This is a genomic window from Amycolatopsis sp. VC5-11 (assembly GCF_037034185.1).
Taxonomy (GTDB): domain Bacteria; phylum Actinomycetota; class Actinomycetes; order Mycobacteriales; family Pseudonocardiaceae; genus Amycolatopsis; species Amycolatopsis nivea.
Genome location: NZ_JBAGKF010000020.1, coordinates 78493 through 98071, shown reverse-complemented (window position 1 = coordinate 98071; position 19579 = coordinate 78493). Strand labels below are relative to the sequence as shown.

Annotated in this window: 22 protein-coding genes; 7 read left to right on the top strand and 15 right to left on the bottom strand. The window is 69.8% G+C overall.

All coding sequences use genetic code 11. The features are described from left to right. The first annotated feature begins 217 nt into the window (after positions 1-217). Positions 218-844, top strand: coding sequence for a YigZ family protein (locus tag WA670_RS38215; protein WP_336161065.1), 627 nt, complete (start codon positions 218-220; stop codon positions 842-844). A gap of 22 nt (positions 845-866) precedes the next feature. Here WA670_RS38215 and WA670_RS38210 read toward each other — a convergent pair whose 3' ends face one another. The 6 genes from WA670_RS38210 to WA670_RS38185 form a co-directional block, all read right to left on the bottom strand. Continuing rightward, positions 867-1121: a hypothetical protein gene (locus WA670_RS38210; RefSeq protein ID WP_134730456.1), complete on the bottom strand. Its 255-nt coding sequence runs from the start codon at positions 1119-1121 to the stop codon at positions 867-869. 132 nt (positions 1122-1253) lie between these two features. Further along, on the bottom strand, positions 1254-2171 hold the full coding sequence (locus tag WA670_RS38205) for an aminoglycoside phosphotransferase family protein (RefSeq protein WP_336161064.1): 918 nt from the start codon (positions 2169-2171) through the stop codon (positions 1254-1256). A gap of 40 nt (positions 2172-2211) precedes the next feature. After that, positions 2212-2778: a TetR family transcriptional regulator gene (locus tag WA670_RS38200; RefSeq protein WP_043839001.1), complete on the bottom strand. Its 567-nt coding sequence runs from the start codon at positions 2776-2778 to the stop codon at positions 2212-2214. A gap of 70 nt (positions 2779-2848) precedes the next feature. Continuing rightward, entirely contained in the window at positions 2849-4057 is a 1209-nt protein-coding gene (locus tag WA670_RS38195) for a cytochrome P450 (RefSeq protein WP_336161063.1), read from the bottom strand. Between the two features lie 126 nt (positions 4058-4183). Then, the gene (locus tag WA670_RS38190) at positions 4184-5602 is read right to left on the bottom strand and encodes an MFS transporter (RefSeq protein ID WP_238604915.1); all 1419 of its coding nucleotides are present in this window, start codon (positions 5600-5602) and stop codon (positions 4184-4186) included. After that, complete coding sequence (locus WA670_RS38185; RefSeq protein WP_037817555.1) at positions 5603-7039, bottom strand: FAD-dependent monooxygenase; 1437 nt, start codon at positions 7037-7039, stop codon at positions 5603-5605. Positions 7040-7130: 91 nt separating this feature from the next. Between WA670_RS38185 and WA670_RS38180 the strand changes: the two genes are divergently transcribed. Together WA670_RS38180 and WA670_RS38175 are read left to right on the top strand one after the other, a co-directional pair. Then, positions 7131-7643 carry a MarR family winged helix-turn-helix transcriptional regulator gene (locus WA670_RS38180; protein ID WP_336161062.1) on the top strand — a complete coding sequence of 171 codons (513 nt, stop codon included), beginning with the start codon at positions 7131-7133 and terminating at the stop codon, positions 7641-7643. Continuing rightward, positions 7640-8038, top strand: coding sequence for a hypothetical protein (locus tag WA670_RS38175; protein WP_037817553.1), 399 nt, complete (start codon positions 7640-7642; stop codon positions 8036-8038). Before WA670_RS38180 ends, WA670_RS38175 begins: the two co-directional genes overlap by 4 nt. On the opposite strand, the gene WA670_RS38170 is transcribed toward WA670_RS38175, so the two are convergent. Together WA670_RS38170 and WA670_RS38165 are read right to left on the bottom strand one after the other, a co-directional pair. Continuing rightward, on the bottom strand, positions 8035-8787 hold the full coding sequence (locus WA670_RS38170; protein WP_336161061.1) for a maleylpyruvate isomerase family mycothiol-dependent enzyme: 753 nt from the start codon (positions 8785-8787) through the stop codon (positions 8035-8037). The two genes, WA670_RS38175 and WA670_RS38170, sit on opposite strands and share 4 nt — an antisense overlap. Before the next feature lie 50 nt (positions 8788-8837). Beyond that, complete coding sequence (locus WA670_RS38165) at positions 8838-9563, bottom strand: class I SAM-dependent methyltransferase (protein ID WP_336161060.1); 726 nt, start codon at positions 9561-9563, stop codon at positions 8838-8840. A 181-nt stretch (positions 9564-9744) separates the two neighbouring features. Here WA670_RS38165 and WA670_RS38160 point away from each other — a divergent pair, with 181 nt between their 5' ends. Continuing rightward, the gene (locus WA670_RS38160) at positions 9745-10152 is read left to right on the top strand and encodes a hypothetical protein (protein ID WP_336161059.1); all 408 of its coding nucleotides are present in this window, start codon (positions 9745-9747) and stop codon (positions 10150-10152) included. Positions 10153-10261: 109 nt separating this feature from the next. On the opposite strand, the gene WA670_RS38155 is transcribed toward WA670_RS38160, so the two are convergent. Together WA670_RS38155 and WA670_RS38150 are read right to left on the bottom strand one after the other, a co-directional pair. Further along, positions 10262-10912 (bottom strand): response regulator transcription factor, encoded by a 651-nt coding sequence (locus WA670_RS38155; RefSeq protein ID WP_336161058.1) that lies wholly within the window; start codon positions 10910-10912, stop codon positions 10262-10264. Then, positions 10900-12144: a sensor histidine kinase gene (locus WA670_RS38150; protein ID WP_336161057.1), complete on the bottom strand. Its 1245-nt coding sequence runs from the start codon at positions 12142-12144 to the stop codon at positions 10900-10902. The genes WA670_RS38155 and WA670_RS38150 overlap by 13 nt, the downstream gene beginning before the upstream one ends. Positions 12145-12315: 171 nt before the next feature. Here WA670_RS38150 and WA670_RS38145 point away from each other — a divergent pair, with 171 nt between their 5' ends. Further along, on the top strand, positions 12316-13506 hold the full coding sequence (locus WA670_RS38145; RefSeq protein ID WP_134730478.1) for a cytochrome P450: 1191 nt from the start codon (positions 12316-12318) through the stop codon (positions 13504-13506). A gap of 3 nt (positions 13507-13509) precedes the next feature. Continuing rightward, entirely contained in the window at positions 13510-13725 is a 216-nt protein-coding gene (locus tag WA670_RS38140) for a ferredoxin (RefSeq protein ID WP_336161056.1), read from the top strand. Here WA670_RS38140 and mtnA read toward each other — a convergent pair. Further along, positions 13722-14684 (bottom strand): S-methyl-5-thioribose-1-phosphate isomerase, encoded by a 963-nt coding sequence (mtnA, locus tag WA670_RS38135; protein WP_336161055.1) that lies wholly within the window; start codon positions 14682-14684, stop codon positions 13722-13724. The two genes, WA670_RS38140 and mtnA, sit on opposite strands and share 4 nt — an antisense overlap. Positions 14685-14744: 60 nt before the next feature. Here mtnA and WA670_RS38130 point away from each other — a divergent pair, with 60 nt between their 5' ends. After that, positions 14745-15143, top strand: a complete 399-nt coding sequence (locus tag WA670_RS38130) for a RidA family protein (RefSeq protein WP_336161054.1) — start codon at positions 14745-14747, stop codon at positions 15141-15143. 1 nt (position 15144) lies between these two features. On the opposite strand, the gene WA670_RS38125 is transcribed toward WA670_RS38130, so the two are convergent. From WA670_RS38125 to WA670_RS38110, 4 genes are read right to left on the bottom strand one after another with little or no spacing between them, the layout of a single operon-like run. Continuing rightward, positions 15145-16125 (bottom strand): CobW family GTP-binding protein, encoded by a 981-nt coding sequence (locus WA670_RS38125; RefSeq protein ID WP_336161053.1) that lies wholly within the window; start codon positions 16123-16125, stop codon positions 15145-15147. A gap of 13 nt (positions 16126-16138) precedes the next feature. Next, positions 16139-17500, bottom strand: a complete 1362-nt coding sequence (locus tag WA670_RS38120) for a UbiD family decarboxylase (protein ID WP_336161052.1) — start codon at positions 17498-17500, stop codon at positions 16139-16141. Next, complete coding sequence (locus WA670_RS38115; RefSeq protein WP_037817523.1) at positions 17497-18102, bottom strand: UbiX family flavin prenyltransferase; 606 nt, start codon at positions 18100-18102, stop codon at positions 17497-17499. The genes WA670_RS38120 and WA670_RS38115 overlap by 4 nt, the downstream gene beginning before the upstream one ends. Before the next feature lie 9 nt (positions 18103-18111). After that, a complete protein-coding gene (locus tag WA670_RS38110; RefSeq protein ID WP_134730488.1) occupies positions 18112-19473 on the bottom strand; it encodes a nucleobase:cation symporter-2 family protein in 1362 nt (453 codons plus the stop codon). Positions 19474-19579: the final 106 nt, after the last annotated feature.

Below are 19579 nucleotides of genomic sequence, written 5' to 3'. Positions count from 1 at the left end.
GACGATAGTGTGAATTCGCTGTGATCGACATACGTCATCGCGCTCTCGTGGGAAAGGCCACGCATACGTTGACGCCCTCCGGGGTACTCCCATATGTCGGGCCGTCTCTCCCGCCACGCGGTCAGCGAAGCCGCTGACCTGCGTAAACCTGTCTGCCTGCCGGGTGTCAACCCCGCGTTCGATGCTGGTTGACTGGGGGTCATGAGGGGGAGCGCCGATGACTGATCGTTATCTGTCCGTGGCAGTGGCCGGGCTGCACGAGATCGAAATACGGCGTTCACGGTTCCTGTGCGCGCTCGCTCCGGTGGGCGACGAAGCGGCCGCGCGGGAGATCATTTCGGCCCGCCGGCGCGCGGAGCCCGCGGCGCGGCACCACTGTCACGCGTTCGTCCTCGGCCCGGACGGCCGTACTCAGCGCTCCAGCGACGACGGCGAGCCCGCCGGGACGGCCGGGGTGCCGATGCTGGAGGTCTTGCGCCGCCGCGAGGTCACCGACACGGTCGCGGTGGTGTCGCGGCATTTCGGCGGAGTGCTGCTCGGCGCGGGCGGGTTGATCCGCGCGTACGGCCAAGCGGTGTCGGACGCGCTCGACGCGGTAGGCCTGGTGGAGTACCGGCGATTGCGGCTGTTCGACGTAACCATGGACTACAGGCGGGCGGGCCGCTTCGAAAACGAGCTCCGCGCGTCGCCGTACGTGCTGCACGGGACACGCTTCGAAGCGGCGGCGCACTTCGAGGTCGGCCTCGCTCCCGGCGAGGAAGACCGGTTCAGCGGCTGGCTCGCCGACCTCACCGGCGGCGAGGCTGTCGCGGCCGAGCTGGGGGAGGAGTGGGTGCGCGGGTAGCCCCCGGCTCAGGCCCCGAAGATCAAGCCGCGACGGGCTTTCCGTCCAGCGCCCGCGCCCCGGCCTCGGTGAGCACCGCGCGCACCCGCGCGCCGCACGCTCCGTCCTCGGCGGGTTCGATCAGGCCCTTGCGGACGAGGTCGCGGACCGTGCCCTGGTCGCAGAGGCTCAGCCCGTCGACGAACAGGTCCGGTTCACAGCTGCAGCTGATTTCCGCGTGCCCCTCGGCGACGGCACGCAGGGTTGCCCGCTCCCGATGGTTCAACTCGGCAGTCACGGCGGTTCCTCCTTCTGTCCCGGCCCCTGGTGTACCCCGGGAACGGTTCCAGTGTCCGTCGCGATTGCCGGGTTGTCGCATATTTCACTCCTTTTTACGGGGGTATGTCGCGGGGTAGTCCGGGGGTACCCCTCATACGCCCCACCATGCGTCGGCGAGGGAGACGAAAGTAGGTTCTCGCGGCGCCGGGAGCACGTCGAGGTACCAGCGAAAGTCGCTGTACACGTGCAGAAGCGTGTACGCGAGGCAACGGCGGGAGAAGTCCGGGCCGAGCTCGGCCGGATGGTAACCGTAAGCGAGCAGAAGACTCCGCAGAAATGCCGAGTCGCCGCTCGAAACGAACAAGCCGACCGCCGCGAACTCGTATTCCGGCGCGCCGCGCATCGCGGGTTCGAAATCGAACAGGCCGGACAGCTGCCAGCCATCCCCTTCGCGGGTGACCATCAGATGGTCGCGCATGACTTCGGTGTGCAACGGCACCGTTTGCGGCGTGCCCAGATCGACCGAGTCGACGAAGTCCGGGAGCTGGGCCAGCCAGTGTTCGTCCAATGTGGTCTTGCGGTGGTGGTCGACCAGTTTTTCGCGTTGCCCGGCAAGGAACGCGGCCCAGTCCGGGGGAGCGAGCACGGACAACACCGGGTCGTTCACCGAGTGCAAGGTGGACAGGGCTTCGCCGATCTTCGGGGCGAGCGCGAGTTTGTCCGCTGTGGACAGTTCGGGCCAGACTTGCTTGAGCGGGCGCCCGCGCAGCCGTTCCATCACGACGTAACCCCAGCCGTCGCGGGTTCCGGCGTGCACGACGCCCGGGGTCGGGACGGGGAGCTTGCCGTGCAGGACTTCCAGCATGGTGCGCTCGGTGGTCAGCTCGTCCAGGTGCACCGGCGGATAGAGCTTCAGGACGAGCTGGTCGCCGACGGCGTACACCGGCAGGGAACCGTCCTCGAAGGGCACGGGTTCGCCGGGCTCGCCGAGCGTCCGGAGCAGGTCGCGTACCGCGGGCAGGAGCGCTTCGCGGGTCAGCTGGTCGGGCTCGGTGGCGGACGGGAACATACGCCGACGGTATCGGCGCGCCTTCCGCCGCTGTAGCGAATTACTTGCTGCGTTCGAGCAGGGTGCGCACGGCCGGGCCGATGAGCCGCTCGATCTCGTGGGCGGGCGCGGTGGCGAGCGGGTCCTTGCGGGTGATCGAGCGGACCAGGCCGATGCCGAGCAGCCAGGCCATCGCGAGGTCGGCGCGCAGTTCGGCGTCCGGCGCGTCGGTGAGCCCGGACAGCGCGCGGGTGTACTCGGCGTCGAGCTGCGCGCGCAGCGCCTCGTCGGCGCGGTCGGTGCCGGAGGACCGCAGGTAGGTCTCGATCGAACGGGACGCCGAGTCGTCGCGTTCGAGCAGGCTCCGCAGGGCCGCGGTGAACAGCCGTTCGGGCGGGGTCGTCTCGACCTGGGCCAGGCCGCCGCGCGCCATCACGTGCTCGAACAACGCGTCCTTGCTGCCGAAGTACCGGAACAGCAACGCCTGGTTGACGCCCGCGCGGTGCGCGATGTCGCGCACCGTCGTGCGGTCGAAGCCGCGGTCGGCGAACAGTTCGGCCGCGGCGTCCAGCAGCGCGGCCTTGGTCGCCGTCGCGTCGCGTTTGCGCGAAGGCTGGTCCGCGGCCATCGGTTCCCCCTGGTGTGCGCTGGTGTGCGCGACGAGGTTAACCCGAGTGGCCGCGGATCGGCCGGACGAACTACGCGGACCAGGCGACAGGCAGCTCCTCGGGGCCGTAGACGAGCGTGTTGTGCTTGTATGCCAAAGCTTCCTTCGGCACGGCGAGTCGCAGGTCGGGCACGCGGCGGAACAACGCGGTCAGTGCTTCCTGCATTTCGACCCGGGCGAGTTGCTGTCCGATGCACTGGTGCGCGCCGAACCCGAAGGCGACATGTGTGCGCGGCGATTCGCGGGTGAAGTCCAGCCGGTCGGCGTTCGGGTACCGGTCCTCGTCGCGGTTGGCCGAGTTGAGCGCGGCGATCAGCCAGTCGCCCGCGGCGATCGTCTGGTCGCCGACCTTGACCTCCTCGGTGGCGTACCGCAGCACGCCGAACTGCACGACCGACAGGTAGCGCAGCAGTTCCTCGACCGCGCGCGGCGGGTCGGCGAGGGCCTGCGCGCGCTGCTCCGGGTGTTCCATCAGCACGAGCGCGCTGAGCGCGATCATGTTGGCGGTGGTTTCGTGCCCGGCCACGAGGAGGCTGAGGCCGAGCATGATCAGCTCGTCCAGGTCGAGCGCTTCCCCGGACGCCTCGGCGCGGACGATGAGCTTGCTGAACAGGTCCTCCTGCGGGTCCTGTTGCTTGCCGGCGAACAGCGCGCCCAGGTAACCGGCTAGTTCGTGGAACGCCTGGTCCGTGGTGCCCGCGTCCTGGTCGGTGCTGACCAGCAGGCTGCTCTGGCGCTGGAACAGCTCGCGGTCGGCGTACGGGACGCCGAGCAGTTCGCAGATCGCCAGCGACGGGATCGGCAGCGCGAAGTCCTGGACCAGGTCGGCGCGGCCGGGCTTGGCGAGCATCGCGTCGAGGTGCCGCTCGACCTGCTCGCGGACGTATTCGCGCAGCCGCTCCACCCGCCGCACGGTGAACTCCGCGACGACCATCTTGCGCAGCCGGGAATGCTCCGCGCCGTCGAGCTGGATGATCGAACCCGGGTCGACCTCGTCGTACGGGTCCAGATCGGCTTTGACGTGCGCCGACGAGGCTCCGCGCGAGCTGAGCGCCGGGTCGGCGAGCACGGCGCGGACGTCGTCGTAGCGGGTGACCAGCCAGGTCTCGAACCCGGCCGGGCAGCGGATCCGCGACACCGGCGAGGTCTCCCGCAACGCGGCGTACTCGGCGGGCGGGTCGAACGGGCAGCCGGCCGGGCGGTCGGTCGGAAGGGCCGGGGTCTCGGACGGGGTGGGCATGCGGATGGCGCCTTTCCTCCGGCGGTGCGGGCATCTTCCACTCTGGAGACGCCCGCACCGGCATGGGGCCGTTGATCGGGATAGGCGACGGAAGGACCACACCTCTGCCCGATTCACCATTCCCGGTTAGACCGGTTCGGCGAGCGGCTCGTCGGCGAAACGGCGGGCGACCCGTTCCGCTCCTGCTCGCGCCCAGGCCGTGGTGGCGAGGACGGCGAGCGCGATGATCAGCGTGGTCCCGCCCGCGACCGCCCACCACGCCGTGGCGTACCCGGTGAGCGGGGTGGCCGCGGCGGCGAGGATGGTGCCTGCGACGGCGACGCCGAGGGTCTGCCCGACCTGCCGGGAGGTGGACGCGACCGCGGCGGCGACCCCGGCCTGGGACCGGGGCATGCCGCTGACCGCGGCGTTGGTGATGGGCGGGTTCAGCAGCCCGAAGCCGAGGCCGAACACGCCGTACGCGATCGCGAGGACCCACAGCGGCGTCGTCGCGGACGCGGTGGTGAGCAAGACGGCGACGACGGTCATCGAGATCCCCGCGGTCAGCAGCGGAATCCGCGCGCCGCGCGTGGCGACCAGGCGGCCGGACAGCGGCGCGGCGATCGTCACGGCCACGGCGGTCGGCAGCAGCATCAGACCGGATTGCAGCGCCGAAAGCCCGCGCACGTCCTGGAGGTACAGCGGCGACAGGAACAGGAACGTGCCGAACGCGGCGAGCCCGCAGACCGCGCTGATCGTGGCCGACGAGAACGGCGCGCTCCGAAAGAACCGCAGCTGGACCAGCGGTTCCCGGCGGCGGAGTTCCCAGCGGATCAGCGCGAACAAGGCGAGTACGCCGAGCCCGGCCATGCCGAGGATCGCTGGTGAGCCCCAGCCGAGCCGCTGGCCTTCGATCGCCGCGGTCACCACCGAACCGAGCAGGACCACGACCAGCACCTGTCCCACCGGATCCGGCCGGCGCGGGTGCGGGGCCCGCGATTCCGGCACGTAGCGCGCGGTCAGCACGAGCGCCGCGACGACCACCGGCACGTTGACCCAGAAAATCGCCCGCCAGCCGATGCTCTCGGTCAGCACGCCGCCGAGCACCGGTCCGACGCCCAGCGAGATCCCGACGATCGACCCCCACACCCCGATCGCGCGCGCCCGCTCGCCGGGGTCGGCGAAGACGTTCGTGATGATCGACATCGCGACCGGGTTCAGCATCGCGCCGCCGAGCGCCTGCACGACGCGCGCGGCGACCAGCCAGCCGATCGACGGGGCCACGCTGCACAGCAGCGAACCGAGTCCGAAAAGGACCAACCCGGCCTGGAAGGTTCGCTTGCGCCCCAACCGGTCCCCGGTGGCCCCGGCGAGCATGAGAAAGCAGGCGATCACGAGCGTGTAGGAGTCGATCGTCCATTGCAGACCGTTGATCGACGCGCCGAGGTCGGTGCGGATGACCGGGAGCGCGACGTTGACGATGGTGTTGTCCATCGCGACGACCAGGATGCTGGAGCAGAGGATCGCGAGAATGCCGAAGCGGCCGCGTGCGGTGTCGGCTCCCATTCAGTGCTCCGTCCAGTCGGTGGTGATTTCTTCGCCCGTTGCCCACACGTCGGCGGCGTAACCGTCCGGGCGGACGAGGACGGCGGCCAAGTCGTGCCAGTCGCGGGTTGAGCGCACGACATTCTCGCCCTCGGCAACGGTGGAACCGAAAGTCACGAGCGTGAACCGGTCCGGCCGCAGCGCGCGATGGAGGGTGCGGCCGTCGGCGAGCGGAAGGTTGGGTACGCGACGGCCGACGAGGCTGCCGTCCTCGGCGTAGGAAACGTCCAGTCCGGACAGCCAGCCGCGCAGTTCGTCCGCGGTGTCGCCGTCGCGGCCGATGAGGTCGGACATCAAGTCCCGCAACGCTTTCCCGCCCGGGGTGAAGGTGACCATGAGCGCCGCCTGGGCGAGGGTGTTCGCCGCGAGCCGGGCCGCGATGGGGCGGCGTTCGGCGTCGTAGGACTGCGGGCCGTCGATGATCCGCCGCGGCGCGCGCCCCTGTACCTCCGCGGCGAGTTTCCACGCGAGGTTCGCCGCGTCCTGCACGCCGACGTTGAGCCCCTGCCCGCCCGCTGGCAGGTGCACGTGTGCGGCGTCGCCCGCGAGGAACACCCGGCCGACGCGGTACTGCTCGGCGTGGCGCGTGGCGTCTCCGGTTCGCGACGCCCACAGCACCTCAGTGATGCCGAAATCGTCGTCGGCGAGCCGCTTGAGCGTCGCACGCAGTTCGGCCTCGTCGGGGATCTGAGTCTGGCGGCGCGCGGCTTCCTCCGGGGTGAGGCCGGTGTCGCCGGGTTCGTGGCCGAAGATCCGGTAAATGCCGCCGGGCAGCGGAAACGCGCTGTACGAACCGCGTTCGTAGTCCCAGTTGTGCGGGTGGGCCGGCGGGCGTTCCAGCTTGACGTCGGCGAGGAACCCCATGGTGGATGCGGGAGTTCCGGGGAAGGCGAGGCCGAGCGCGTGCCGGGTCGCGCTGTGTGCGCCGTCCGCGCCGATGACGTAACCGGCCCGCCGGGTGTCGCCGGTTTCCGAGACGATGGTGACGCCCTGCTCGTCCTGCGTCAGGCTGGCGAGTTTCCACCCGGGCTCGATGACGACGCCTTGCCCGGCGAGGTGTTCGGCGAGCAGTCGCTCGGTTTCCGGCTGCGGCAGCAGGAGCACGAACGGGAACGAGGTGTCGAGCCCGCGGTAGTCCAGCCGGTTCGGCAGAGTCGCGAAATGCGCGGCGGGCACGGGGTTTCCGGCGGCGACCATGCGCGCGGCCAGCGAACCCGGTTCGTCCGGGATCGCGTCGAAAAGCTCGAGGGTGCGCGGGTGGATCGTCGTCGCCCGCGACTGCCCCGCGCGGGTCGGATCCGCCTCGAAGACCCGGACCGCGACCCCCGCCCGGTGCAGGAACGCAGCCGCCGCCATCCCCACCGGTCCGGCGCCGATCACTGCGACCTCGATGTCCATTATTCCCCCTTTGTCGAAGTTCCTGTGGCGAACTCTCTTGACGTCAAGGTATTCTCCCACTGTCTTGATGTCGAGAGAAAGGTCCGTGCCGGTGAACACAGCGCCGCGGGACGCGGTCGACGATCTGGTGGACGCTGTCCGGCGCGGGGGCGGCGACGAGGGTGTGCTGGCCGCGAAGTCGCTGTCCTACCGGCTGCGCCGCGTCGCGCACCAGCTGGAACTGGCCATGCGCCGCGAACTGTCCGCGCACGGGATCGAGCTGTGGGAGCTGGAGATGCTCGCCGCGCTCAAGCGCGCGCCGGGACACCGGCTGACGCCCGGGCAGGTGATGGCCGCGGTCGAGCTGACCTCGGGTTCGGTCACGCACCGGATCACCCGGCTGGAGGCGCGCGGCTGGGTCCGCCGCGACAAGGACCCAGGCGACCGGCGTTCGGTGCTGGTGTCCCTCACCGAGGAGGGCACCCGGCAGGCGCTCGCGTCGTTCGAGCTCAAGACGGAGATCGAACGCGAAATCGCGAAGGCTCTCGACCCGGAAACCATCGACGTGGTGAACGACGCGCTGCGGCGGGTCTCGCATCACCTCAAAGGAAAGGACGAGCAATGAAGCGGGAAACCCTTGGCGCGGCGGCCGTCGTCGCGGGCCTGGCCGCCGCGGCGCCGTCGGTGTGGCAGACGGTCACGCACATCACCGATCCGAGCTACCGCGCACCGGAGGCCCGCCACGGCGAAGGGCACGTGCAGTACCACATGGCGCGCGAAGCCCTGATCACCGCGGGCGCGTTCGGTGCGGTGGGCACCGGTTTGGCCGCCGGGCGGGATCGTTCGCCCGCGCTGTGGCGGGCAATGGCTTGTGCTGCAGGCGGTTTCGTGGCAGCGATGTGGTCGGGCGGTCCGACGACGGGGGTGTGGGCGCCGAACCGGAAGGCGCTGGCGATTCACGTCGCGTCGACGAGCGCGTTGTCGGTGGGCGTCGCGTTGCTGCGGCCCAAGCGGCGTTAGAGGAACACCCGGGCGTTCTCCAGCCATGCCTTCGCGTCCTTGCCGATCGCGGCCAGACCGGTTTCGTCCAAGCCGCGGCGCTGGGTGATGCGGAGGCAGAAATCCCTTGCGCTGCCCCGGATCCGCTGCGCCGCGTCGTCCGGGCCCCAACCCCAGAGGATCCCTTCGGGACTGGTCAGTTCGACCCGGATCGGCTCGGTCGGCAGCGGCAGCTGAGCGGCGTAGAACGACAGGCCGCGCCCGGCCACGCCCAGTGCGGCGATGTGCTTGAGCCGGTCCGTCGGACGGTGCTCGACGCGCACGGTGTCGAAGATGTCCTGCCCGTGCGCCCACGTTTCCATCAGCCGAAGCGCCACCGCGAGGGTCGCGGTCGACTGCGAGCCGTACCACGGAAATGCCTGGTCCAAGGGGATTTCGCCGAGCGCCGCGGCGACTTCGGCACGTCCGGCGCGCCAGTGGTCCAGCAACTCCGCACGCGGTCGCGCGGCTCCCTCGGCCGCGACCGCGTCGGCGTTTTCGCCCAGCACCGCGGCGAACTTCTCCGGCGTCCGGATGGCGAGGACGACGTTCGCGTCGGCTGCCGCGAGATGCGCGATCTGGTGCGCGATCGTCCATCCCTCGGCCGGCGTCGGTCTCGACCAGTCGGGTTCGGCGGACACCACCGCGTCGAGGTCGTCGCCTTCCGCGAGCAAATCGGGCAGCGCGGCTTCGCGGGTTATTTCGGACAGATCCAGGCCGTAGTCCAGCATGCGACCACGCTATCGGCAACGCGGCCGCGGCCGGGTCGTTCGGGAACCGGTCATGGCACTAACGGGCAGCCGGTTTCCGCCGCGACGATCAGGAAGTTCGGCATCCGCACGTGACTCTCGATCCCGTCCGCCAGCGCGGGATCCAACCCCGGCTCGGCAACCTCCCGCACCCGGCAGCCGAGCGCGGCCACTTCGTTGAGATACGCGGAAAGCGGCCGATGGAAGTCGGACGCGTCGCGTCCGGCGATCTCGTACTCGGCCAGATACTCCGTCTGGCGGTACTCGCCGTACTTCCGCCAGGTGCCGAGCAACTCCTCGAACGCCGGATGCACGATGGCGAACACGAACAGCCCGCCCGGCCGCAGCGCCTCGACGCAGGCGCGCATCGCGGGCTTCCACTCGGGAATCGCCATGAGCACCATGCTGCAGACGACGGCGTCGAACGGCTCCATCTCCGGCAGCCGGGCGAGATCCGCCCGCACGTAGGAAATCCCCTCGCCTGCCTTCTCCCGCGCGAACGAAATCAGGCTCTCGGCCGGTTCGACCCCGGTCACCTGGGCCCCGCGTCCGGCGAGCATCCGGCTGAAGTATCCGTTGCCGCAGCCCGCGTCGAGCACCCGGCGGCCGCGCACGTCGCCGAGAAGTCGCAGGAGGACGGGGTTGAGCAGATGCTCTTTGGCGAAGTCCCCGCGCTCGGCGGTCGCTTCCATCGATTCCCGGGTGCTCCCGGAGTTCCACTGCTGGATCGCGGTTTCGTTCGTCCACGCGGAAGTCATTGAACCGAGCCTAGTGCTCCAGCCGCGCCGGAAGGTGTACTTACTACCACCTTCAAGTCGGATAGGAGCGTTACTGCCTCAGGCACGCCGCGACGACATGCTGATTTCGTGCCCGAGGGGCGGGCACCGAAGGGAGTCAGGTGCCATGGCGTGCGGTGTCCCACGGATTCGTCCGAAAACCGTGGCCACTTCGACGTTCCCCTTGCTGGCCACGGTTCTCACCGTGCTCGGGCTGGCGATGATTCCCTGGCTGGTCTTCCTGCACACTGAATTGCCTGCCACCGCTCAGGCCTCGCACTGGGCCTGGACGTGGACCGGGCTGGACAGCCTTGAGGCGCTGGGCCTGCTCGCCACCGGACTGCTCCTCCGACGCGGCGACTGCCGGGCCGGGCTGACCTCCGCCGCGACCTCGGCCCTGCTGCTGGCCGACGCCTGGTTCGACACGATGACGGCTGCTCCGGGTCCGGACTTCCAGTTGGCGGTGCTGATGGCGGTCTTCGCCGAGGTGCCGCTGGCGGTGGTCTGCGCGGTCCTGGCGACTAGGGCCTTCCCTCGGCCGGGTCGCGGAGCGGAAGAGCTCGTGCCGTGACCGGCGTTGGGCGTCGTGCAAGGCCCTTCCTTCCTCGGCCCAGTACCGGAATCGGGTGTGGGAATACCGCGGCGGCACCTCCGCCCGCTCTGGAACTTTCCCGCGATCCTCAGGCCCGGGACGCGCCGAGGAATCGCAGCACGGCGAGGACGCGACGATGGTCCGCGTCGGCCACGGGCAGGTCGAGCTTGGCGAAGATGTTGTTGATGTGCTTCGCCACCGCACTCTCGCTCACCACCAGCGCCTGCGCGATGCCGGCGTTGGAGCGTCCCTCCGCCATCAGCCCGAGCACGTCCCGTTCGCGAGGGGTCAGCCGCGCGAGCGGGTCGCTGTCGCGCCGCAGCAGCAGCTGGGCGACGACCTGCGGGTCCAGGGCGGTGCCCCCGTCCGCCACCCGCCGGACCGCCGCCACGAAGTCGGCGACATCGGCGACCCGCTGTTTGAGCAGGTAGCCCACCCCGCTGGTGTTCGCGGACAGCAGGTCGGCCGCGTACCGCTCCTCCACGTACTGCGAAAGCAGCACCACCGGCGTCCCCGGCCAGCGGCGGCGGATTTCCATCGCCGCCCGCACGCCCTCGTCGGTGAAGCCGGGCGGCATCCGGACGTCGATCAAGGCGAGTTCGGGCCGATGCTCTTCCATCGCAGCCAGCAGTCCGTCCGCGTCGCCGGCTGCCGCGACGACCTGGAACCCGCCCGCCTCCAGCACCTTGATCAGGCCGACTCGCAACAACACCGAATCCTCGGCGATCACCGCGCGCACGGCAGCTCCGCGGTGACAGTGGTGGGCCCGCCGACGGGGCTGCTGACGTGGAAGGTTCCGTCGAGAGAGCCGACCCGCTTGGCCAGCCCGGTCAGACCCGTCCCGGTGGCGGCGTCGGCACCGCCCAACCCATTGTCGGTAACGCGAACGCGCAGCACCTCGCCGATCTGGCGCACCGTCACCTCCGCCCGCATCGCGTTGGCGTGCTTCGTCGCATTGGTCAGCGCCTCGGAAATCACGAAGTACGCGACTGACTCCACGTTGGGCGCCACCCTTTCCTCCAGATCGACCCGCAGCCGCACCGGGAGGGGCGTGCGGGCTGCCAGCCCGGACAACGCCGCGTCCAGTCCTCGGTCTTCGAGCACGGCCGGGTGCAGGCCCCGCACCAGGTCGTCGAGTTCGGAGATCGCCTCCTTCGCCTCCAGGTGCGCTTTCGCGAGCACCTCGCGGGCATCGCTCGGCAGGTCCGGGCGGGTGGCGAGGGCCAGACCCAGATTGACCGCGAGAGACACCAACCGTTGCTGGGTGCCGTCGTGCAGGTCGCGCTCGATCCGGCGGCGCTCCGCGTCGACGGCCTCGATCAGGTCGGTCCGGCTCCCGGCCAGCTGATCGACCCGCTCCTGGAGCCGCTGCGCCCGACTGGGCCCGAGCAGACTCAACGCCAGGCGCGTCTCGGCCCGGGCTACTGCCCGCGCGGTCCAGGGCAGGGCGCACAGGAGGAGGAGCCCAGCCGCTGTGTAAGCCGGTAATTGGGTCAGGTAGCCGAACCAGTGCTGGCGGATTTCGGTTGGCAGCGCCCAGGACCAGGCGTAGGCGAGGGCACCCGCCAAGCCCGCCGCTGCCAGCGCGAGCACCAACAGTTCCAGTAGTGCGAGCAGCGGGCCCAGCAGGAGGTGGTAGCCGATCTTGCGCCAAGGACGCGTCGCCGCGAGCCACCGGACGGTCGAGGACCACGTCCATTGTTCCGGCGGGGGAGCGAGCCGGGGGACATCCACGCCGATGAGCGCCCGGTAGCGAACCCGCTGAACGGCCGTCAGCACCGGGGTGCCGAGCAGGACCAAGGCGGCCGACACGGGACCGGTGAGGAGCCAGTTCTCGGTCCTGGCGGCAGTCACCGCCGCCCAAGCCCATACGGGCACCAGTGCCAGGTGCGGCAGCACGCCCGCGGCGAGAAAGCCGGTGTCCCGCCGCGCCCGGATGACCGCGCGGCTCAGCCCGGCTGGAATTTTCATGGCATGACGCTAGGACACCGCCGGAAGGCGGTGCCATGAAACCCGCACCCGGTCTCATGGTGAACCTAGTGCCACCCGGCCCCCGGAAGCTCCTGGCGGATTGACGCGCGGCCGACGTCGGGTGTAGGCATGTAAGCACCTGCTTACAACGGTACCCGGGGAGTCGTTGGCATGACCACCACGCACACCGAACCGCTCGCCTACCCGTTCAACGAGGAGGCGGGCCTCGCGCTCAACGAGGCCTACACCGCCGCTCGCGAGAACGCCGGGATGATCCGCGTCCAAATGCCGCACGGCGAGGCTGCCTGGCTCGCCACCCGCTACGCCGACGCCCGGCTCGTGCTCGGGGACCGGCGGTTTTCCCGCGCGCTGGCGCAGGAAAGCGACGAACCGCGGATGTCGGAGTACCGGCGTCCGGGCGGCATCCTCTCGATGGACCCGCCCGACCACACCCGGCTGCGCACCCTCGTCGCGAAGGCGTTCACCGCGCGGCGGGTCGAGGAGCTGCGCCCTCGGGTCGCGCGGCTGGCCGACGACCTGATCAAGGAGCTGCGGGAGCACGGGCAACCGGCTGACCTGGTCGATCTGTACGCGCTGCCGATCCCGGTCGCGGTGATCTGCGAGCTGCTCGGCGTGCCGGTGGGCGACCGGCCGCAGTTCCGCGAGTGGAGCGACGCGGCGTTGTCGACCACGCGGCTCACGCCGGAGGAGTCGGAGCGCAGCCGCGAGGAACTGCGTGCGTACATGGCCGGGTTGATCGCCGAGCATCGTGCGCAGCCGCAGGACGACCTGATGACCGCGCTCATCGAGGCTCGCGACGTGCGGGATCGGCTCACTGAGCTGGAGTTGGTGGACCTGTGCGTCGGAATTCTGGTCGCCGGCCACGAAACGACGGCCAGCCAGATTCCCAACTTCGTCTACGCGCTGCTGGACCAGCACGAGCACTGGGAACGGCTGTGCGCGGACCCGTCGCTCATCCCGACCGCGGTGGAGGAGCTGCTGCGCTTCGTGCCGCTCGGCGCCGGGGCCGGGTTCGCCCGGTACGCGACGGAGGACGTCGAGGTCGGCGATGTCCTGGTGCGCCAAGGGGAACCGGTGCTCGTGGCGATCGGCGCGGCCAACCGCGACCGGCTGCAGTTCGGCGCCGCGGACCAGCTCGTGCTGGACCGCGGGGACAACCACCATCTCGGCTTCGGGCACGGGGTGCACCACTGCCTGGGCGCTCCGCTCGCGCGGCTGGAACTGCAGGAGGCGTTGCGGGCGCTGACCCGCGAGTTGCCGGGACTGCGGCTGGCCGGGGATATTGAGTGGAAGACGCAGATGCTGGTCCGCGGACCGCGGTCGATGCCGATTGGGTGGTGACGGATGACCTGGAAGGTCGAGGTCGACGGGGGCACGTGCATCGGCAGCGGGATGTGCGCGTCGCTGATGCCGGAGACGTTCGCGCTGGACGGCGCCACCGCCCGGGCGGTCGCCGAGACCGTGGAACCGGACGAAACCGTGCTGGACGCGGCGGATTCCTGTCCCGCCATGGCGATCACCGTGCGAAACGGTGCGGAGGTCGTCGGCCCGCGGCCCTAGCCGAACACGCCGTCCTCGGTGACCACCGCGGTGATCAACGCGGTGGGCGTGACGTCGAAGGCCGGGTTGAAGACCGCCGCACCGTGCGGCGCGACCTGAGCCCCGCCGAACTCCGTTAATTCGACAGCCGCACGTTCCTCGATGGAGATGTCCGCGCCGGTGGCGATGCTTTTGTCCACTGTGGACGTCGGGGCGACGACCACGAACGGAACACCGTGGTGCGCGGCGGCGATGGCCAGCCCGTAGGTGCCGATCTTGTTGGCCACGTCGCCGTTCGCCGCGATCCGGTCCGCGCCGACGAGCACGCAGTCCACCATTCCGCGTGCCATCGCCGCGGCCGCCGCGCCGTCCGGTTGCACCCGGTAGGGCACCCCGGCCTGCTCGAGTTCCCAAGCGGTGAGCCGGGATCCCTGCAGCAACGGCCGCGTCTCGTCCACCAGCACCGACTCGACCAGGCCGCGCCCGTGCAGGTGCCAGACGACCCCGAGTGCCGTGCCCCACGAGACGGTCGCCAGGTGCCCGGTGTTGCAGTGGCTGAGCAACCGCAACGGCCTGCGCGGGCACGCGTCCAGCACGACTTCCGCCGCGTGCGCCGACGCCGTGCGGTTGCGCTGCTCGTCCTCGTCGAGCATCGCTCGCGCCTCCGCGAGCACCGCATCGGCACCGTCCGGCAGCCGGTCCAGTGCCCGGGAAACGCCCCAGGCCAGGTTGACCGCCGTCGGCCGGGCGTGCGCGATCCGGTCCGCCTCCGCCCGCACGTCCCCGCCTTGTCGAGCCGCCAGCGCGACCCCCAGCGCGCCCGCCGCGCCCAGCGCCGGTGCTCCGCGAACCGCCAGCCGTTGGATCGCGTCGACCAATTCGGGCACCGTGCGCAGCGTGAGCGTGCGGTACTCGCCCGGAAGCGCGACCTGGTCGACGATCACGATCGCCCCGTCGGCCCAGTCGATGGTCCTGCGCATACGCCCTCCGTCCGGAAATCCCGTGGCGGACCGCCGCCGCGGTGAGCGACGATCCGCCTCGTGACCATTGAACGGCAGAACCCGCCCGCCTTGCATCCGACTCCCGGCTACCACCACGTGACCACCGTCGACGCGCGCCGCACCGTGCACCTCGCCGGCCAGTGTCCGCTGACGCCCGGCGGCGAGGTCGTCCCCGGCGACGTCCTCGCGCAGGTGGACCAGGTCGTCGCCAACACCGGGATCGCGTTGACGCATGCCGGCGCGACCCCGGGGGACGTCGTACGCACGGTGATCTACGTGGCCACCTCCGATCAGCCGACCCTTTCAGCGGTGTGGCAGCGGTTCACGAACTCCTCGATCGCCGCGGCGTTCACCACCGCGAGCACGCTGGTCGGCGTGACGTGCCTGGGCTTCACCGGGCAGCTTGTCGAGCTGGACGTGACCGCAGCGCTCGCCTGAATCACCGCCCAGCCGCGGCCAGGCTGCAGCGGGACACCGAGTCGGTCAGCTCCGCACGGTCGAGGTTCCGGCCGATGAGGACGAGCTTGCTGACCGGCGGTGCCGTGCCCCAGTCGCCGGCGTCCGTCAGTTCGTAAATCCGATGCACGCCTTGCAGCACCGTCTTGCGGTCGAAGGCGAGGATTCCCTTGAACCGGTACAGGTCGTCGCCGCGTTCGGCCAGCAGGGCGGTGAGCCACTGTTCGAACGCGGTGCGGTCCAGGGGGTAGTCGAGTTCGATCGAGACCGATTCCAGCGTCGGGTCGTGGTGGTGCGATTCGTCTTCGAGCCAGTCCGGGTCGGCGGCGACGGTGCGGTTCAGGTCGAAGGCGTTGATGCCGAGGATGTCGTCCAGGTCGACGCTGCCGTAGCTGGACGTGAGGATGTCCGCGGTCGCGTTGACCGAGCGGAGCTGCGTGCGCAGTTCCTCGATCTCCGGCTCGGTGATCAGGTCGATCTTGTTGAGCACGATCCGGTCGGCGAACGCGATCTGGTTGCTCACCTGGCCGCCGACACCGTCGTGCTCGCCCTCCTCGAGATGGCTGCCGACGTGCCGCGCGTCGACGAGCGTCACGATCGCGTCCAGCGCGAAGGCCGACGAAACCTCGTCGTCCACGAAGAACGTTTGCGCGACCGGGTTCGGGTCGGCCATGCCGCTGGTCTCGATGAGAATCCGGTCGAAGCGTTCGCGGCGGCGCAGCAGCGACTGCAGGATTTCGATCAGGTCGGTGCGCGCGGTGCAGCACAGGCAGCAGCCGTTGCTCATTTCGATGATCTTCTCGTCGCCGCCGAGCACGAGCGCGTTGTCGATCGGGATTTCGCCGAATTCGTTCTCGATCACCGCGATCCGGTGCCCGTGGTTCGCGGTGAGGATGTGGTTGACGAGCGTGGTCTTGCCGGAGCCGAGAAAGCCGGTCAGTACGGTCACCGGGATTTTGGCCATGGTGTTTCCCTCCTTAAACGTTCCCGCCGAGAATCCGGCGAGCGTGCTGACGTGCTTCTTCGGAGACGACAATGCGATTGCCGTCGAAGTGCGGGCCGCGGGTCGCGTCCAGGCCCATCCGGGACGTCGTCCCGTCGGAGCCCGAGGACGGGTCGAGCGGCGAGCCGGGCAGACCGTCCACAGTGAACAAGTCCTGGTGGGGCTGGAAATGCGTGGCGAGCGCCCAGAGGACGTCGCTGTCGCTGGTGACGTCGACGTCCTCGTCCACCGCGATCACGGTCTTCACGTACGGGTCCCAGCCGAGCAGGCCGAGCATCACCTGCCGGGCTTGACCGGGCCGTCGTTGGCGAAGTGCGACGTAGCAATGGAAGTGCGTGCCGGACGTCGGATAGTGCACCGCGGTGACGTCCGGGAAGCGTGCTTTGAGTTTCTCCGCCATTTCCGATTCCCGTGGCACGCGCGCGAGGTTCAGGTGTTCGTCGGTGTTTCCGCCGACGACGTCGATGAGCATGGCGTCGGAGCGGCGCAGGACGGTGTGCACGCGCAGGAGGTTGTTGGTCGAGCGATTCGAGGAATAGCCGGAGAATTCGCCGAACGGGCCCTCGTCCGCGTGCTCGGACGCGTCGATGGTGCCTTCCAGCACGAAGTCCGACCAGGCCGGGACGCCGATGCCATGCCGTGGGGTACGCACGACTTCGAGTGGCTCGCCAAGCAATCCGCCGGCTACCGCGCGCTCGTCCACGTCGTAGCCGACCCGCGCGGACGCGGCCAGCATGAACAGCGGATGCCCGCCGAGCACCATCGCGACCGGCATCGGTTCGCCGCGTTCGGCGTACTTCTGCAGCATCCGCCACAGATCCCCGCGAGAATGGAGACTGGTCGCCAGTTCGGTGCGGGAATGCGGCATCGCCCGGTGGTAGCTGAGGTTGCCGACGCCGGTGTCCGGATCCTCCGCGACGATGATCCCGCTGGTGACGTAAGGGGAACGGTCGCTGGCGAAGTGCCGCAGCATCGGGATGGTCGCCAAGTCGACCTCAGAAGTCACCTCATCCAGCACCGGTCCGCTGTCCACCATCCGCGGCGGGACCGCGCGGGGCGCCCGCTGTTGGTAGGCACTGTGCAAACCGGACGGTCCAGTTTCGAGCATGCGGGCGATCCGCTGCCGCGAAGCGAACATGTTGCTCACCACCGGCACGTCGAGCCCGGTCACCTTCCGGAACAGCACCATCTCGTGCCGTCCGGCCGCGGCGAGTTCGTAAATCACCCCGGTGACGCCCTCGTCGGCCGGGACCGGGTCGTCGAGGACGAGCACGTCGTCGGGAAACTCGTGGCGGTACTGGTCAACGAAAGCGTGGGGATCTTGCCGGTGGTTCACCGCGAAACTCCTTGCGAGGCGGGCGGCCCCTGCCAGCGCGCGAACAGGTCGTGCTCGATGCCGAACTGGTCGAGCACCTTGCCGGTCAGGTGGGCGAGGATGTCCTCAATGGACTCGGGCTGGTGGTAGAAGGCGGGCATCGGCGGCAGCACGGTCGCGCCCGCCTCGGTCACCGCCACCAGATTGCGCAGGTGCACGAGGCTCAACGGGGTTTCCCTGGCGACGAGCACGAGCGGACGGCGTTCTTTCAGGGTGACGTCGGCGGCGCGGACGAGCAGGTCGTCGCTGTAGCCGTGCGCGATCCCGGCGACGGTTTTCATCGAGCACGGCACGACGACCATGCCCATGGTGCGAAAGGAACCGGACGCGATCGACGCGGCGATGTCCCCGCGCGCGTGGCGGACGTCGGCGAGGTCGGCGACCTCGGCGGGCGGCATCCCGGTTTCCAGTTCGACGGTGCGGTGCGCGGCTCGCGACATGACCAGATGCGTTTCCACCGTGCCGAGCTTGCGCAGCGCGGTCAGCAGGTGGACAGCCAGGTGCGGGCCGCTGGCCCCGGTGATGCCGACGATCAGCCGGGGCCGCTGCGGTTCGGTGCCCATGACGTCCTTTCAGGACTGGGAAAGTTTCGCGGCGGGTTCTCGGTGCACGAGCGGCTCTGCTGGCCGCCGTTTCCGAGCAGCGAAGAAAAGCAGATTCAGCAGCACCGCCAGCACGGTTCCGGTGGCCACGCCGCTCTTGAGGAAAACCTGTGCGGCGAAGGGAAACTGCTTGTAGAAGTCCGGCGCTCCGGCCGGGATGAGGCCCACGCCGAGCGACAGCATGACGATCACCAGGTTGCCGGTCTGGTTGAAGTCCACTCGGGACAGCAGCTGGATGCCGGACACGGTGAGCGCGGCGAACGTGGCGACCGCGGCCGCGCCGATCACCGGCTGCGGGATCGCCGCGATCACCCGGCCGACCGGTTGCACCACGCCGAAAACGACGAGGATCATGCCGCCGACCGCGACCGGGTACCGGCTGCGCACCTTGGTCAGCGCGACGAGCCCGATGTTCTGGCCGAAGGTGGTGTAGGCGAAACCGTTGAACACGCCGCTGAGCGCGGTGAGCAGCCCGTCCACCCGCAGCAGGTTCGCGACGTCGCGCGGCCCGACCTTCTTGCCGACCACCTGCCCGACGGCGAGCCCCTGTCCGGACGCCTCGACCATCAGCACGAAAACGATCACCAGGAACAGCAGAATCGACGGGATGTCGAAATGCAACGCTCCGTAGTGCAGTGGTTTCAGCAATCCGAAAACGGGACCGTCGGCGACCCCGGCGAGACTGCCCAGTCCGGTCAGCCAGCCGACGATCGCGCCGACGGTCAGCGCGATCAGCATCGCCAACTGGCCGAGCAGACCGCGGAACACCCGGTAGAACACCGCGATCAGCGCGAGCGTGAACCCGGCGAGCGCGAGATTCGCGGGCGCGCCGTAATTGTGCGCGGACGGAGTGGAACCGGCGATGAGTTTCAGCCCGACCGGGATCAGCGTCAGCCCGATCAGCGTGATGACGGTTCCGGTGACGACCTCCGGGAACAGCTTGAGCAGTTTGCTGAACAACGGCGCGATCAGCACCCAGAGCACGCCGACCACGAGCAGCGAGCCATACACTGTGGACAGCCCCTGGGTGCTGCCGATCAGCACCATCGGGACGATGCCGTTGGACGCGGCCCCGACGACGAGCGGCATCCGGATGCCGAATTTCCAGACGCCGAACGCCTGCAGCATGGTGCCGATCCCGGCGAGCACCAGGTCGACGCTGACCAGGTCGGCGATCTGCGACTGCGGAAGCCCGAGCCCGGCGCCGACCACGATCGGCACCACGACGACGCCGGCGTACATCACGAGCACGTGCTGCAAACCCAGCAGCACCAGCGGACCGAACCGGGGACGTTCGTCCACCGGGGACGGGGGAGACGGGTGACTGGCCATGATTCCCTCACCTCGTTGGGCCGGCGGGGCCGGGAAACGGCCGGGCCGGGCGGATCGCGGGGCGTCGCCGGAGCCGGACGGGCTGCCGGCGGCGAGGACCCCCGGC